The following is a 14,383-nucleotide window of genomic DNA, read 5'->3' as shown; positions in this document are numbered from 1 at the left end:
ATCTCGCCCATCCGCTTCGAGTCGTCCGCCATCGAGCCCCTGGTGCCTCCGCGTCGTCGCGGCGGCAGCCGATCCACGCCCGCGAGCGCGACCCTGCTTCCGGACGCCAGCCGGGCACCTTCTTCTCATGATGCCAGGGGCACGGGTAGTCCCGCGCCATCCCTCAGTGCCGTGACGGAGGAAGCGGCTCGTGGGGCTCCTCGGAGACCTGCTGCTCCACCTGCTTCCTCACCAGCCGCTTCGTCGCGGTCTCCTCTTCTTCCGTCCGCTGCCGCCGCCGCACCAGCCCCTGGCTCTCATCCACGAACCAGAAGATGACCCGGAAGAATGCGGCGATGACGGTGATGAGCAGCGAGGACAGCAACCAGCTCAACGCCCACCCAGGCCAGCCGCCCACCACCACGTCGATGGCGTACGTCCCCGTGAGCGGCACCAGCACGAAGGCCACGTAGTGCGACAGGCAGTAGGGACACGACACCAGATATCCCCACCACGTGTCCTTGCCACCCAGCCGCTCGCGCAGCGGCGCGAAGATGCGCTCGCGGGCGATGGTCTGCGACACCCCCATCACCACCGCGGACACCGCGAAGAGCTGGAACAGGTTCTCCATCCTCCCAAGGTGGCGATGACGAAGCGAGACAGGGACGCGCCTCGCACAACCGCCACCTCGCTCGCCTGGATGCCGCCACGTGCCCCACCCGCTCCCACTGTCGGCCGGAAGACAGTCGGAAGAGACTTCGAAATACCCCCCTGTAAAAACGAAAGGGTGCCGCCCTTAAGCACCCTCCCCCCTTGATGCAAACCCGCGCATTCACTTGGGAACGCTTGGGAAGAGCCGTGGCACATGCATTGCGAAGGACCCGTCCCGTGCCGCCGACGCGCGGCTCCCACCGGCCCCCTTCCCCGAGAGACGCCATGCAGGAAACCTCCCACTTCTCCTCCCCGGATTCCCTCTCCACGTACCTCTCGGAGATCAACCAGTACCCGCTTCTGACGCAGCCGAAGGAGCAGGAGCTGTCGCGCCGCTTTCGCGGGGGAGACCTGATGGCGGGCCACCAGCTCGTCACGGCCAACCTGCGCTTCGTGGTGAAGGTGGCCTACGAGTACCGCTCCTACGGCCTGAAGATGTCGGACCTCATCCAGGAGGCGAACATCGGCCTGATGAAGGCCGTGCAGAAGTTCGACCCGGACAAGGGCATCCGCCTCATCTCCTACGCGGTGTGGTGGATTCGCGCGTACATCCAGAACTGCATCCTGCGCAACTGGAGCCTGGTGAAGCTGGGCACGACGCAGGCGCAGCGCCGGCTGTTCTTCAGCCTGGCGCGCACCCGCCGCGAGCTGGAGCGCATGGGCGCCGGCGATGCGAGCGTCGTCAACGCGGAGGAGATTGCCCGCCGGCTGAACGTGAAGGCCTCCGAGGTGCGCGAGATGGAGCAGCGCATGGGCGGCCGGGACTTGTCGCTCGACGCGCCCGTGGGCGAGGACGGCGACGCCACCCACCTGGACTTCGTCGAGTCCTCCGCCGCGTCCCACGAGGACGAGGTGGCCGACCGCCAGCAGGCGGGCCTCACCCGCGACCTCGTGCAGCGCGCCCTGCGCCGCCTGGACCCGCGCGAGCGCTTCATCATCGAGAACCGGGTGATGGGTGACGCGGAGATGACGCTCAGCGAGCTGGGCGAGCACTTCGGCTTCTCCCGCGAGCGCGCCCGGCAGCTCGAGATTCGCGCCAAGGACAAGCTCAAGGCGGAGCTGGCCCTCCTGATGGCCGACGCGGGCCTGGACGCCGCCGCCCTCGCCTGACCCGCACCGACGCCCTCACGGGGTCGCTGACTCACATCGAGTCCGCCTTTCGAAAGAAGGGCGGACTCATTCGTTTCCAGGCCCTACGTCCCTGGCCTGCTCGCCGGGGGTCCACCCGACCTCCTCCTCCGGAAATGCGCGCGAGGCCGAAAATCCGGCCCGCGCGGCGCCGGGGGCCCTTTCCCGTCGACGCGCGGCCTCCCCACCCGAGGCCCGCTGTCCGGGACGGCCCCTCCCGCGAACCCTCCAGGTCAGTCCCCTGATTCCACGTCCACGCCCCACGCGCCCCGGGGGCAGGACGTCCTACGTGCGCTGACGCCCGCGAAGCGCACCGCCGGAATCCGCCCCTTCGCGTGACATCAAATACAGACGCGCGGGGTTTCAATAGACATCCTCCTCGCCAAGTCAGACAACCCCACCCCCATTGACACACTGACTTTCCCTGTTACTGTTTGACCATCTCGCGAATCAATCTTCGCGTGAACCATTCAGCGGCTGTGGCGAACGGTCGGCGGTTGGATCTTCGCTCGCGAAAACCCCGGCGGCCCTCCGGGTCTCACCACCCTCATCAATCACAGACACGCCCGGCGGGCGTGCTGGAGGAGTCTCGTCTTGGGCAAGCTGGGAGGCACCTTGGAGCTGGTCCGCAGGCGTCTGGATGAGTTCATCCGGAACGCGGAGGCGGCGCCCCGGCAGGAGCCGTGGGTCGTCCTCTCCAACCTGACGGACAGCGAAGGGCGTCCCGCGGCGCCCGCGCGAGACGCGGTGGTGATGTTCCTGGCGAACATCCGGCACGAGACCATCGTCAGCACCTACAACCGCAACGTGCCCGTGTCGCCGGACACGTACGGCCTCATCGCGCCGCCGCTCTTCATCGACCTCTTCGTCCTGCTGTACGCCAACTTCGAGGACCAGGCGTACCCGGTGGGGCTGGAGGCCATCTCCCACGTCATCAGCTTCTTCCAGCAGACCCCCTGGTTCACCCAGCAGAGCCTGCCGGGGCTGGACCCGGACATCGACAAGCTCACGTTCGAGTTCGTCGACCTGGACCTCCTGGGCCTCAACCACCTGATGGGGCTCGCGGGTGTGAAGTACCTCCCCTCCGTCTTCTACAAGGTCCGGATGATTCCCTACCGGGGCGAGGCCATGCAGGGCCAGGTGTCCGCGGCCAAGGGTGTCGAAGCGCCCGGCCGGCCCCAGGGGATGCAGCCATGAGGCGCTTCCGACGCGCCAACGAGCGCTCCCTGGATGGCCCCCTGCGGCTGCGGCAGGGCGACCTGCCCCGCCTCGCCAGGGCCCTGGCCACGAACGAGTCGCTCGACGACTACGACGTGCCGCCGCGCCGCTACACCTTCGAGCGACTGCTGTCGGTGGACCTGCGGCACACCTACTTCAACCGCTCCGAGGGGCGCTGTCCGGCCCTGGTCTGCCGGCCCACGGCGGCGACGGCGGCGACGCTCAGGGACCTGGGCCTGCTCTTCCGCGACGAGGGCACCGCCTTCTCCGTCCTCTACGACTTCAACCGCCGCGCGCAATTGCTCAAGGCGATGGAGCGACGCGAGAAGGCGGGCCAGTGGACGTGGCTGTCCTTCGTGCTGATTCCCGACACGCCCTTCTTCGTCAACTTCACCGACCTGCCCAGCGACTTCCAGCCCACCTCGGACAACCTCTACTTCAGCAACCGCCAGGCCCACTTCGCCGGACAGCCGCCGGAGCCCACGGACCAGGAACTCCACTGCACGGCCACCAGGACCTTGCCCATCCTGCTCAACCCGGGCGAGCAGGTCACCGCCGCCAGCCGACAGCGCGTGGCCCAGGTGCAGATGCAGGTGCCGCTGCTCCCGGAGACCGCCGAAATCGTCCTGCTCGACATCTCGGGGGAGGAGGTCCTCTGCAAGCCGTGCAGCATCCCGGTCACGCTGCTCCTGGGGAAGCAGGCGCCCTCCGCCATCTCCTGTCAGCAGGTGCGCGTGGCGCGCGGGCCCGGCATTCCCGAGCAGCGCGTGGGCGACTTCGCCTACCTGGACCTCGCGGCCCTGCCCGAGGGCCTCTACACCGTCCGCCAGCTCGACCTCGACGGCGGGATACTCATCGAGAGCAAGGTCCTCTACACCCAGGCGTACCCGACGCCGCTGGCCTTCCTCGACCTGGTGCTGGCCAAGCCGAACCCCGAAGACACGGGCCTGTATCCCCTGTGTGATTTGCACCTGGGCGCGGAGCAGACCCGCGTCGTCCCGCTGCGCGCCGAGCTGCGCTTCGAGCGGCGGAAGACCCGCTGGTGCTACTTCGTCGTGCCGCCCCAGGGCGTCCGCTACGACGCGCTGCGACTGCTCGACGTGGGCTCGCCCCAGCCCGTCACCTTCTCCGGCCCGGTGCCCGTCCAGGTCCCCGGCGCGGGAGTGACCTACCGTTTCATCGCGGACCAGGACCTGCCGCTGCAGGAGGTCCCCGACTACGTCTTCGAGCTCCAGGGGACGCGCGAACAGAGCCTCTTCGAGAACACGCTGATGTCCAACGTGCCCGTGGCCTCGCCCGCGCTGGTGCTGCCCCGGGTGGGCCCGCTCCCCGGTGTCCCGCGCGGCACCAGACCTTCCGGCATGCCCCAGGGGCCACGGCCCTCCCCCCTCGATCGGCGGGATTACTCGGACATCTACCTGAACCTCTGAACCCCGAAGCCCCACCCACGAAGCGAAGAGAGGACCCGATGCCCATCAGGACAGCCCGTAAAACCCCCGGCGTCTATGTCACCGAGTTGGACGCCTTCCCGCCCTCCGTCGTCGGCATCCAGACGGCGGTGCCCGCGTTCATCGGCTACACCAAGACGGCGACGCTCAGCGGCAAGCCCATTCCCAACAAGCCCGTCCTCATCAACTCGCTGGCGGACTACGAGCAGATTTTCGGCGGGGCGCCGGACCCGACGTTCGACCTCACCGAGGTCACCGACACCACCAAGCAGAAGTCGGGCGACTACGACTTCAAGGTGTATGACAGCGCCGGCGCCACGCCCGGCTGGAAGTACTACGACCTGGTCCCCAAGGCGGGCACCAAGTACGTCCTCTTCAACAGCCTGCGTCTGTTCTACGCCAACGGCGGCGGCACCGCGTACATCGTCTCCGTCGGCGACTACACGAGCACGCTGGAGGCGGCCACGCTCGTCGGAGGCCTGGACATCATCGCCGAGCAGGTGGGCCCCACCATGCTCGTGGTGCCGGACGCGGTGAACCTGACGGCGCTGGCGGACTACGGGACGGTGGCCACCGCCATGCTCGCCCAGTGCGGCGCGCTGCAGGACCGCGTGGCCGTGCTGGACGTGTATGGCTCCGCCAGCGTCACGCAGACGACCCTGCCCACCGTCATCTCCGACTACCGGGGCGTGCTGGGCAGCAAGTTCCTCAACTACGGGATGACGTACTTCCCCTTCCTGCACACCACGGTGCAGGAGCTGAGCGACTTCGACTACACCAACATCCAGACGGACGCGACGCTCAAGACCATCCTGCTGGCGGAGAGCGCCAACCTCTACACCAACGCGCCCTCGCGCAAGACGGCGGTGGACGCGGACATCGCCAAGATTGGCACGGTGACGGCGCCCGAGGACATCCAGGTCCTGAACCAGAACCTCACCGCCGCGCTGCCGCTCCTGACGGACATGCTGCGCATCATCTCCCGCAAGGACGACGTGCTTCCGTCCAGCGGCGCCATGGCGGGCATCTACACCTGGAACGACACCAACCGGGGCGTGTGGAACGCGCCGGCCAACGTCAGCCTCACCGGTGTCACCAGCACCACGTTCAAGCTCAACAACGAGCAGCAGGCGGACCTCAACGTCCCGGTGGATGGCAAGGCCGTCAACGCCGTGCGCGAGTTCGTGGGCCGGGGCTCCGTCGTCTGGGGCGCGCGCACGCTCGACGGCAACAGCAATGACTGGCGCTACATCCAGGTGCGCCGCACCCTCACGTACGCCGAGCAGTCCATCAAGGCCGCGTTGGACCGCTTCGTCTTCGCCGCCAACGACGGCAACACCTGGGCCTCCGTCACGTCCATGGTGTCCAGCTTCCTCCAGGGGCTGTGGTCCCAGGGAGGCCTGTTGGGCGCCACCGCGTCGGATGCGTTCAGCGTGGAGTGCGGCCTCGGCAGCACCATGACGGCCCAGGACGTGCTGGAGGGCTACATGGTCGTCCAGGTCACCCTGCAGATGATCCGCCCCGCGGAGTTCATCGAGCTGACCTTCAAGCAGAAGATGGAAGGCGCCAGCGCGTAGCGCCCGCCGGACTTCGACGACTGATTCCACCCTTCACGAATTCACCGAGGAGCCGCCATGGCAGGAGAAGTCCAAAACGATATCTGGCCGTTGCCGAAATTCTATTTCTCCGTCCAGTTGGGGGACGACACGTCCGTCAGCTTCCAGGAAGTGGATGGCCTGGAGACGGAGACGCAGGTCATCGAGTACCGGCACGGCAACAACCCCAGCTTCTTTCCCATCAAGATGCCGGGACTGGGCAAGGTCGGCAACGTGAAGATGCGCAAGGGCATCTTCATCAACGATGCCCGCTTCTGGGATTGGTACAACGAAATCAAGATGAACACGATTGCCCGGCGGACGGTCATCATCAGTCTGCTGGATGAGCAGGGCGCACCGAAGATGACGTGGACCCTGAACAACGCGTGGCCCACGAAGCTCTCCGGCACGGACCTCAAGTCGGAAGGCAACGAGGTCGCCGTGGAGTCGCTCGAGGTCGCCTTCGAAACGCTCGTCGTCGCCGCGCCGTAATCACAGCCATCGCCATGTCCGAACCCTACTATCCGCCAGGCGCGTTCTACTTCAGCGTCTCCGTCCTCGGCTCCGCGACCCTGCTCGCGGCGGCGAGCGATTTGGACGCCTCCTTCCAGGAGATTTCCGGCATCGAGGCCCGCTGGGACACGGAGGACGTCACCGAGGGGGGCGAGAATCGCTTCACGCACAAGCTGCCCAAGGCCGCCAGGTACTCCAACCTGGTGCTCAAGCGGGGCGTGGTGACGCGGGACTCGTTCCTGGCGGAGTGGTTCGGACAGAGCGTGGGCTCGGGGCTGTCATTGCCGCTCTTGCCGCAGAACATCCTCGTGTTGCTGCTCAACGAGGATGGCCTGCCGCTGGTGGCGTGGGGCTTCATCAACGCCTGGCCGCTGCGCTGGGAGGTGTCCCCGATGAGTTCCCAGGAGAACCGCATCCTCACGGAGTCGCTGGAGCTGTCCTACAACTACTTCGAGCGCGTGAATCTGGGGAGCCCGGCCTCTGTCGCCATCAAGCTGGCCCAGCTCACGTCCCGGCTGATGTGAGGCGCGCGCCATGGCCCTGGAAGTCAACGAGGTCGGCATCCAGATGAGCGTGCGGGGCGGCTCCGGCGAGGCGATTCCGGAGACGCCCAGCACGCCCGTGGGCGACTGCGGCTGCGACGACGAGAAGCAGGCGCACCAGAAGCTGGTGGAGGACTGCGTGCGCCGCGTCCTCCAGGTCTTGAAGGCGCGACAGGAGCGGTAGCGATGGGGTTCTCCGGCAGCCTCGAGAAGATGAACGTCATCGCCTACCAGAAGTCCGACTTCACGTCGGAGGTCGGCAGCTACACCGTGTACATCAACCCGGCGTCGTACTCGCAGACCTACTGCGTCAAGTACAACGACAACCAGACCCAGGGCAGCCCCGGTGGCTCGCCGGACTTCAACCGGATTCCCGCGGACACGGTGGAACTGGAGCTGGTGTTCGACGGCACCGGAGTCGTGCCCAGTCCGCTGCCAGGACTGATGCCCTTCACCGACGACGGCATCGCCGAGCAGGTGTCCAAGTTCAAGAACCTGGTCTTCACCTACAACGGGAACATCCACAGCCCCAACTACCTGAAGCTGTCGTGGGGCACGTTCCTGTTCAAGTGCCGGCTGTCCAAGCTGAGCATGACGTACACGCTGTTCAAGCCGGACGGCACGCCGCTGCGCGCGCGGGCCAAGGGGACCTTCCTTGGCTACAACGACGAGGTGGAGCTGGCGCTCAAGGCGCGGATGAACTCGCCGGACCTGACGCACGTGCGCACGGTGCAGGCGGGAGACACGCTGCCGTTGATGTGCTTCCGCATCTACGGCTCCAGCACGCTGTATCTGGAGGTGGCGAAGGTCAACGGGCTGTCGGACTTCCGGCGGCTCACCGTGGGCTCGCAGCTGATGTTCCCGCCGCTGCAGGGGAGCCAGACATGACCACGCCCTATCCGGAGAAGAACGAGGGGGCGCTGGCGACGTTCACCATCGAGTCGAACGGTGAGGTCATCCCCAAGACGTACCAGGTCCTCAGCGTGGACACGTGGCTGGGCGTCAACAAGCTGCCGCGCGCGAAGCTGGTGCTGTTCGACGGCAGCGCGTCCACGGGCCTGTTCCCCATCAGCAGCCAGGACATCTTCATTCCCGGGGCCAAGGTGGTCATCTCCGCCGGCTACGACGGCGTGAACACGCGCATCTTCAAGGGCATCGTGTCCAGCCAGGGCCTGGAGATTGACCAGTCCTCCGGCTCCAAGCTCGTGGTGGAGCTGACCGACGAGGCGATGAAGATGACGCTGGAGCGCAAGAGCGGCTTCTTCGAGAAGGTGAAGGACAGCGCGCTCATCCAGACGCTGCTGTCGCGCAACGGGCTGGCCAGCGACGTGACGGCCACGACAGGGGTGCACGAGGAAATCGTCCAGTACTACGCCACCGACTGGGATTTGATGGTGACACGGGCGCAGCTCAACGGCCTGGTCGTCATGGCGGACGGCGGCGAGGTGACGGTGGCCCCGCCCAACACCTCCCAGGCGCCCGTGCTGAACCTCACCTATGGCCGCTCCATCCTGGACCTCCAGGTGGAGATGGACGCCACCACCCAGCTCGACGCGTCCTCCATCAAGGGCTACACCTGGGACGCGGGCGCGCAGAAGCTCATCGAGTCTGGACCGCGCAGTGTCTCCGTGAAGGAGCAGGGCAACGTCACCTCCGCGGACCTGGCGAAGGTGTTCGGCGCGAAGAAGTTCGCGCTCCAGACGGGCGCGGAGCTGCAGTCCGCGGACCTCCAGGACTGGGCCTCCGCGGAGCTGCTCCTGTCGAAGCTGGCGAAGATTCGCGGCTCGGTGCGCTTCCACGGCAGCGCGCTGGCGCAGGTGGGGAAGATGCTGGAGCTGGGGGGCGTGGGGCCACGCTTCAACGGCGTCGCCTTCATCAGCGCCGTGCACCACCACATCGAGGACGGGCGCTGGATGACGGCGGCGGACTTCGGCCTGTCGCCGCGCTGGTTCACCGTGGAGAACCCCGACATCGCGGCGCCGGACGCGGCCGGACAGCTCCCGCCGATAAAAGGGCTGCAGACGGGCGTGGTGCAGCAGGTGGCCAAGGACCCCGGCGGCGAGCTGCGCGTGCAGGTGGGCCTGCCGCTGCTCCAGGAGCCGAGCAAGGGCGTGTGGGCGCGGCTGGCGACATTCTATGCATCCAGCGGCGTGGGGGCGCTGTTCTACCCGGAGGTCGGCGACGAGGTGGTGGTGGGCTTCATGAACGAGGACCCGCGCCACGCCGTCATCCTCGGCTCCGTGTACAGCAAGCAGCACGCGCCGGCGTCCGCGCCCGACGAGAAGAACACGCGCAAGGCGGTCGTCACGCGCTCCAAACTGGAGCTGTCGTTCGATGACGAGAAGAAGGTCATCGTCATCAAGACGCCCGGCAATCACATCGTGAAGCTGGACGACTCGTCCGGCGCCATCTCCATTCAAGACAGCAACGGCAACACCGTGTCCCTGTCCAAGGGCGGCATCGCCTTGGACAGCGGCAAGGACGTGAAAATCACCGCGAAGGGAAACGTCGCGGTGAAGGCGGGCGCCAACCTGACGCTGGAAGCCACGGGCAACGTCTCCGTGAGCGGCAAGCAGGTGGCGAACAAGGCGTCCGTGAGCTTCTCCGCCAGCGGCAATACCCAGACCGAGGTGAAGTCCGGTGGAATCCTCACCGTCCGCGGCTCGCTGGTGAAAATCAATTGAGCGCTGTCCCCGAAAGGTGCGCCCCATGCCTCCCGCCGCCCGCGTCACGGACTTCCATCAGTGCCCGATGACAACCCCCGTGGGCCCCGTGCAGGTGCCTCACGTCGGAGGCCCCATCGCCGGCCCCGGCGCGCCCACGGTGCTGATTGGCGGGCTGCCCGCCGCGAAGGTCGGTGACATCGCCATCTGCGTGGGGCCACCGGACGCCGTCATGAAGGGTTCCACGACAGTGAAGGTGATGGGACTTCCCGCCGCGCGGCTCGGGGACAAGACGGCCCACGGCGGCACCATCCTCGTGGGGTTTCCCACGGTGATGATTGGAGGCTGAGGCGCCATGGAGACCAAGGCCCCTTCGTTCCTCGGTACCGGGTGGAGCTTCCCGCCCACCTTCTCCCGGCGCTCCGGCGGCGTGCTCATGGTCAGCGATGACCAGGACATCCGCGAGAGCCTCTGGGTGCTCCTGTCCACCTCGCTGGGGGAGCGCGTCATGCTCCCGAACTACGGCTGCGAGCTGCGGCAGATGGTCTTCCGCAGCATCAACACCACGCTGACGCGGCAGATTCAGGACTACGTCCAGCAGGCCATCCTCTACTGGGAGCCGCGCATCGCGGTGGACGCGGTGACGGTGCAGCGGGATGCGACGGCGGATGGACTGTTGACCATCACCGTCTCGTACATCGTCACGCAGACGAACACGCGCAGCAACCTCGTCTACCCCTTCTATCTCCAGGAGGGCAGCATCCCGGTGCAGGGGCCCTAGCCCATGGCCCCGCCCGACACGAAGGTCGCCATCAACGACGCGCCCAGCCAGATGGGCCGCTGGCTGCGGGCCCTGGAAGCGGGGTATGCGCCGGTGGACGGGCGCACACGCTCGGAGCTGCTCGACTTCGCGCCCCGCTTCGGCGCGCTCATCTATTTCTATGACCTGAAGAACACGCAAGACGGAGACTGGTCGGAGTTCTTCCTCGCGGACCCGGTGATGGTGCTCGCCTCCATCGACGCGCTGGATGCGAGCGCGGTGGAGGACCGCTTCCTCATCACCGCGCGGGAGGTGGACTCGGCGCGCAGCTTCGAGCGGGCCTTCACCACGCTGTCGGACGCCTTCCAGCTCATCCTCGGACTGGCCCGGCGCTTCGACCTCTGGTTGCGAGGCACGGGCCTGGGCGCGCAGGGCGAGCTGTCCCGGCTGCTCGGACAGGGCCTGGTCAGCGCCGTGGAGGGCCCGCTGTCCGCGGCGCTGCGCGCGCTGGTGAGCGCGGCGAAGGGCGCGGGGCTGCCCCAGGCGCTCGGGCGGCAGGTGCGGCTGGACACGGCCGGCATGCTGCCCATCTGGGGGCTGGAGGAGCTCGCCTCGGACGGCGCCAGCTACAAGGGCGCCACGAAGGAAGCGCGGGCTCGCGCGGCGGCGGCGAAGCTGGAGCCGTTACTCGACCCGTTCCTCGATGCGCTGTCCCGACTCCAGGGCCTCACGGCCACCCTGCTGCCCGCGGCGCTCGCGACGGGAAACCATCCGCCGCACCTGGCGCTCTATCTGTCCTTCGTGCAGCTCTTCCGCACCGCGCAGGACACCGTCAACACGGTGTCGGGCCGGTACGCTGGCTTCTACCACCGCGACGTCCTGCGCCTGAGCCACCGCGCCGCGCTCCCCGACAGCGCATACCTCACGTTCACCCTGGCCGAGGACGAGGAGGTGCGCGAAGCGCTCGTCCCTCTGGGCACCCTCTTTCCCGCGGGCAAGCGTCCGGATGGGCAGGACATCCTCTTCGCCTCGGACACCTCGGTGGGCGTCACGCCCGCCACTGTCGCCCAGCGGCTGGCGCTGCGCGTGCTGCGCGGGCCCCTCCTGCCGACGTCGCCACCCGCCAGCGAGGAGGACGCGCTCACCGTCGTCCAGCAGGTGCTCACGTCGCGGATGCCGCTGGAGCCGGAGCAGACCGACGCGGAGTCGACCTCCGACGAGCGGCTCCCCGGCTGGGCCACCTTCGGCGCGGGGAGCACGGGCGTGACGTCCACCACCGTCACCGTGCCCGCGACGCTCGGCTTCGCGCTCGCCTCTCGCTACCTGTTGCTGACGGGCGGCAGTCGCGTGGTGACGCTGGAGGTCCCCCTCGGTCCGGCCTCCGCGAAGCGACTGAGCACGCTGCTGACGGCGCTCGCCTCGGCGACGGGCCTGGACGCGCAGAGCGTGCTCCTCCAGGTGCTGCGCGAGTCCTTCACGCTCCAGGTCTCCACCGCCGAGGGCTGGCTGACGGTGGAGCGCTACGAGGCCATCCTCCCGCCACCTCACCCGGTGGACGGGACGCAGCCGTTGGTGCGCGGCTTTGGCCTCTGGTTCGAGCTGACGCCCTCCGCGCCCGCCGTGGTGCCCAATGGCGCCGCCCCCGCCGCGGACCTGCCCATGCTCCGGGCGCTCCTGAAGTCCGAGCCCGTCACGTTGAGGTCCGGCGTCGAAGTGCACCCCGTGTCGCTGCTGGACGCGGTGGACTTCTCCACGCTGGAGCTGCACGTCCGGGTCTCCGACTTGTCGGGCGTGAGCGTGGAGAACACGCAGGGGGAAGTGGACCCGAGCACGCCCTGGCCGCTGTTCGGCGCGTCACCCGTCGTCGGGTCCTACGTGCGAATCCGGCACACCGAACTCTTCGTCAAGCGGCCCGACACCCTGCGCCTCTCCCTGGACTGGTTCAACCTACCCTCCAACTCGGATGGGTTTCACGGCTACTACCGTGACTATGTGGTGGGACCGGACGGCAAGACCTCGACCGACCTCTTCGACAACCAGAGCTTCCTCGCGGACCTGCGCGTGCTCCAGCCGGGCTCCTGGACGCTGCAACCGCTCGCATCGCCGCTCTCGCCCGTGTCCCCACAGGGAGGCGTGGAGCCGTGGGACGCGGTGCGCGGCTACCTCTTCCGGACGAAGGAGGACTGCGCCAATCCCACGCCCGCCGCGCTGGGCGAGCTGTGCCAGGACACGCAGCTGGAGCAGTTCGACATCAGCCCCAGCGCGCCGCCCGACTACTACGACCCCGCCACCAGCGCGCTGGAGCTGCGGCTGGCCGCGCCGTCCTATGCCTTCGGTGATTCGCTCTACACCGTCAACGTGCTCAGCGCGGTGCTGGGCGAGATCCCGGACCCGCTCGGCTGTCGCGCGAAGTGCCGGGGGAAGTGCGCGGGCAAGACGGGCAAGGAGTATCTGGAGTGCATCGAGAAGTGCCTCACCGAGTGCATGCAGCCTCCGAAGGACCTGAAGTATCCCAATCCTCCCTGGCAGCCCCAGCTCCAGAAGCTGAGCGTCCACTACTCGGCCCGCTGCACGTTGGACGACGCGCGCTTCTTCCACCTGCTGCCATTCGAGGGATTCCAGCAGGTGTCGTCCGACACGCGGCGTCCCATGTCGCTGCTGCCGCGTTTCAAGGCGCCCGCCAACCTGTACCTGGGCTTCACGGGGCTGGACACTGCGCAGACGCTCACGCTGCTTTTCCAGTTGAGCGGCACCTTCACCGGCACAGGTGAGCCGCCCGTCGTGCGGTGGGACTTGCTCACGGCGGGGGGCTGGAAGGCGCTCGCGCCGTCACAGGTCCTCTTCGATTCGACCGGAGGTTTCCAGGGCACGGGCATCCTCGCGCTGAGCCTTCCGGCCTTCAGCTCGCAGGGCAGCCACCTGATGCCGGCGGGTGAGGAGGCGGCGATTCAGTGGATGCGGGCCTCCGTGGCGGACGACGCGGAGTTGTTTCCTCGCACGCTCGACATCACGCCGCACGCCCTGCTGTCCACGCGGCAGGAGCCCGGCGTGGACGTGGACACGCCCGTGCCGGCCGGGAGCATCACCCTCTCCGTGCAGGAGCTGCCTGACATCGGGAGCATCTCCCAGCCGATGCCGTCCTTCGGCGGCCGTCCGCCCGAGACGCCTCGCACCTTCGAGGCCCGCGCCTCCGAGCGGCTGCGCCACAAGGAGCGCGCCGTGCTCGCGTGGGATTACGAGCGCCTGGTGCTGGAGCGATTCCCGTCCATCTGGAAGGTGAAGGCCCTGCCCGCCCACACGCCGCGCCAGTCCGGTGTGCCCGGCGCGGTGCTCGTCGTCGTGGTGCCCGGACGCGATGGGACGACGTCGGCGGACCCCACCGTGCCCCAGGTCACCTCGGACATGCTGGAGCGCATCGAGGGCTATCTCCAGGAGCGCGCAAGCCCCTTCGCCCAGGTTCGCGTCGTCAACCCCCTCTACGTGCACGTCACCGTGAAGGCCCTGGTGGACTTCCGCGTGGGTGAGGACGTCGGCGCGAGCATCGACCGGTTGGACCGCGAGCTCGTGGAGTATCTGTCGCCGTGGTTCTACGACGCGTCCCGCGCCACGCGGCAGGGACGGTATGGCTCCGAGGCAGACATCTCGGAGTTCATCCAGACACGGCCCTATGTCGCGGCGCTGCTGTCACTGGAGCTCGGGCACACGCCTCCGCCCGAGACGCTGGAGTCCGACTGGTACTTCCTCACCTCCGCCACGCGGCACGAGCTGCAAGCCGCCGGTACGCCCACCGCCGAGCCGTTGGCGGAGGGCTACTGAGCCTCCTGGA

Annotated in this window: 13 protein-coding genes; 12 read left to right on the top strand and 1 reads right to left on the bottom strand. The window is 67.9% G+C overall.

Annotation, left to right across the window (positions count from 1 at the left end):
• Window positions 1-163 precede the first annotated feature (163 nt).
• Window positions 164-610, bottom strand: coding sequence for a hypothetical protein (locus tag FJV41_RS21170; RefSeq protein ID WP_141644335.1), 447 nt, complete (start codon window positions 608-610; stop codon window positions 164-166).
• Window positions 611-915: 305 nt separating this feature from the next.
• On the opposite strand from FJV41_RS21170, the gene FJV41_RS21165 reads away from it, so the two are divergent.
• The 12 genes from FJV41_RS21165 (at window position 916) to FJV41_RS21110 (ending at window position 14,373) form a co-directional block, all read left to right on the top strand.
• Window positions 916-1,800: an RNA polymerase factor sigma-32 gene (locus FJV41_RS21165; protein WP_141644334.1), complete on the top strand. Its 885-nt coding sequence runs from the start codon at window positions 916-918 to the stop codon at window positions 1,798-1,800.
• 612 nt (window positions 1,801-2,412) lie between these two features.
• Window positions 2,413-3,015 (top strand): Pvc16 family protein, encoded by a 603-nt coding sequence (locus tag FJV41_RS21160; RefSeq protein ID WP_174489797.1) that lies wholly within the window; start codon window positions 2,413-2,415, stop codon window positions 3,013-3,015.
• Window positions 3,012-4,466: a hypothetical protein gene (locus FJV41_RS21155; protein WP_141644332.1), complete on the top strand. Its 1,455-nt coding sequence runs from the start codon at window positions 3,012-3,014 to the stop codon at window positions 4,464-4,466. The genes FJV41_RS21160 and FJV41_RS21155 overlap by 4 nt, the downstream gene beginning before the upstream one ends.
• A 38-nt stretch (window positions 4,467-4,504) precedes the next feature.
• Window positions 4,505-6,061 (top strand): phage tail sheath family protein, encoded by a 1,557-nt coding sequence (locus FJV41_RS21150; protein ID WP_141644331.1) that lies wholly within the window; start codon window positions 4,505-4,507, stop codon window positions 6,059-6,061.
• Window positions 6,062-6,118: 57 nt separating this feature from the next.
• Window positions 6,119-6,571, top strand: a complete 453-nt coding sequence (locus FJV41_RS21145; RefSeq protein WP_141644330.1) for a phage tail protein — start codon at window positions 6,119-6,121, stop codon at window positions 6,569-6,571.
• A gap of 14 nt (window positions 6,572-6,585) precedes the next feature.
• Complete coding sequence (locus FJV41_RS21140; protein ID WP_141644329.1) at window positions 6,586-7,116, top strand: phage tail protein; 531 nt, start codon at window positions 6,586-6,588, stop codon at window positions 7,114-7,116.
• A 10-nt stretch (window positions 7,117-7,126) separates the two neighbouring features.
• Window positions 7,127-7,318 (top strand): DUF5908 family protein, encoded by a 192-nt coding sequence (locus tag FJV41_RS21135; protein ID WP_141644328.1) that lies wholly within the window; start codon window positions 7,127-7,129, stop codon window positions 7,316-7,318.
• 2 nt (window positions 7,319-7,320) lie between these two features.
• Entirely contained in the window at window positions 7,321-8,022 is a 702-nt protein-coding gene (locus FJV41_RS21130; protein WP_141644327.1) for a CIS tube protein, read from the top strand.
• A complete protein-coding gene (vgrG, locus tag FJV41_RS21125; RefSeq protein ID WP_141644326.1) occupies window positions 8,019-9,818 on the top strand; it encodes a type VI secretion system tip protein VgrG in 1,800 nt (599 codons plus the stop codon). Before FJV41_RS21130 ends, vgrG begins: the two co-directional genes overlap by 4 nt.
• 25 nt (window positions 9,819-9,843) lie before the next feature.
• The gene (locus tag FJV41_RS21120; protein ID WP_141644325.1) at window positions 9,844-10,146 is read left to right on the top strand and encodes a PAAR domain-containing protein; all 303 of its coding nucleotides are present in this window, start codon (window positions 9,844-9,846) and stop codon (window positions 10,144-10,146) included.
• Window positions 10,147-10,152: 6 nt separating this feature from the next.
• Complete coding sequence (locus FJV41_RS21115) at window positions 10,153-10,578, top strand: GPW/gp25 family protein (protein WP_141644324.1); 426 nt, start codon at window positions 10,153-10,155, stop codon at window positions 10,576-10,578.
• Between the two features lie 3 nt (window positions 10,579-10,581).
• Entirely contained in the window at window positions 10,582-14,373 is a 3,792-nt protein-coding gene (locus tag FJV41_RS21110) for a baseplate J/gp47 family protein (RefSeq protein WP_141644323.1), read from the top strand.
• Window positions 14,374-14,383: the final 10 nt, after the last annotated feature.

Origin of the sequence: Myxococcus llanfairpwllgwyngyllgogerychwyrndrobwllllantysiliogogogochensis, assembly GCF_006636215.1 — a bacterium.
Classification (GTDB): Bacteria; Myxococcota; Myxococcia; order Myxococcales; family Myxococcaceae; genus Myxococcus; species Myxococcus llanfairpwllgwyngyllgogerychwyrndrobwllllantysiliogogogochensis.
This window is presented reverse-complemented; position numbering and strand designations above follow the sequence as displayed.

Coding starts and splice junctions, on each gene's coding strand:
- FJV41_RS21170 (WP_141644335.1), bottom strand. CDS start 610: ATGGAGAACCTGTTCCAGCTCTTCGCGGTGTCCGCGGTGGTGATGGGG.
- FJV41_RS21165 (WP_141644334.1), top strand. CDS start 916: ATGCAGGAAACCTCCCACTTCTCCTCCCCGGATTCCCTCTCCACGTAC.
- FJV41_RS21155 (WP_141644332.1), top strand. CDS start 3,012: ATGAGGCGCTTCCGACGCGCCAACGAGCGCTCCCTGGATGGCCCCCTG.
- FJV41_RS21150 (WP_141644331.1), top strand. CDS start 4,505: ATGCCCATCAGGACAGCCCGTAAAACCCCCGGCGTCTATGTCACCGAG.
- FJV41_RS21145 (WP_141644330.1), top strand. CDS start 6,119: ATGGCAGGAGAAGTCCAAAACGATATCTGGCCGTTGCCGAAATTCTAT.
- FJV41_RS21140 (WP_141644329.1), top strand. CDS start 6,586: ATGTCCGAACCCTACTATCCGCCAGGCGCGTTCTACTTCAGCGTCTCC.
- FJV41_RS21135 (WP_141644328.1), top strand. CDS start 7,127: ATGGCCCTGGAAGTCAACGAGGTCGGCATCCAGATGAGCGTGCGGGGC.
- FJV41_RS21130 (WP_141644327.1), top strand. CDS start 7,321: ATGGGGTTCTCCGGCAGCCTCGAGAAGATGAACGTCATCGCCTACCAG.
- vgrG (WP_141644326.1), top strand. CDS start 8,019: ATGACCACGCCCTATCCGGAGAAGAACGAGGGGGCGCTGGCGACGTTC.
- FJV41_RS21120 (WP_141644325.1), top strand. CDS start 9,844: ATGCCTCCCGCCGCCCGCGTCACGGACTTCCATCAGTGCCCGATGACA.
- FJV41_RS21115 (WP_141644324.1), top strand. CDS start 10,153: ATGGAGACCAAGGCCCCTTCGTTCCTCGGTACCGGGTGGAGCTTCCCG.
- FJV41_RS21110 (WP_141644323.1), top strand. CDS start 10,582: ATGGCCCCGCCCGACACGAAGGTCGCCATCAACGACGCGCCCAGCCAG.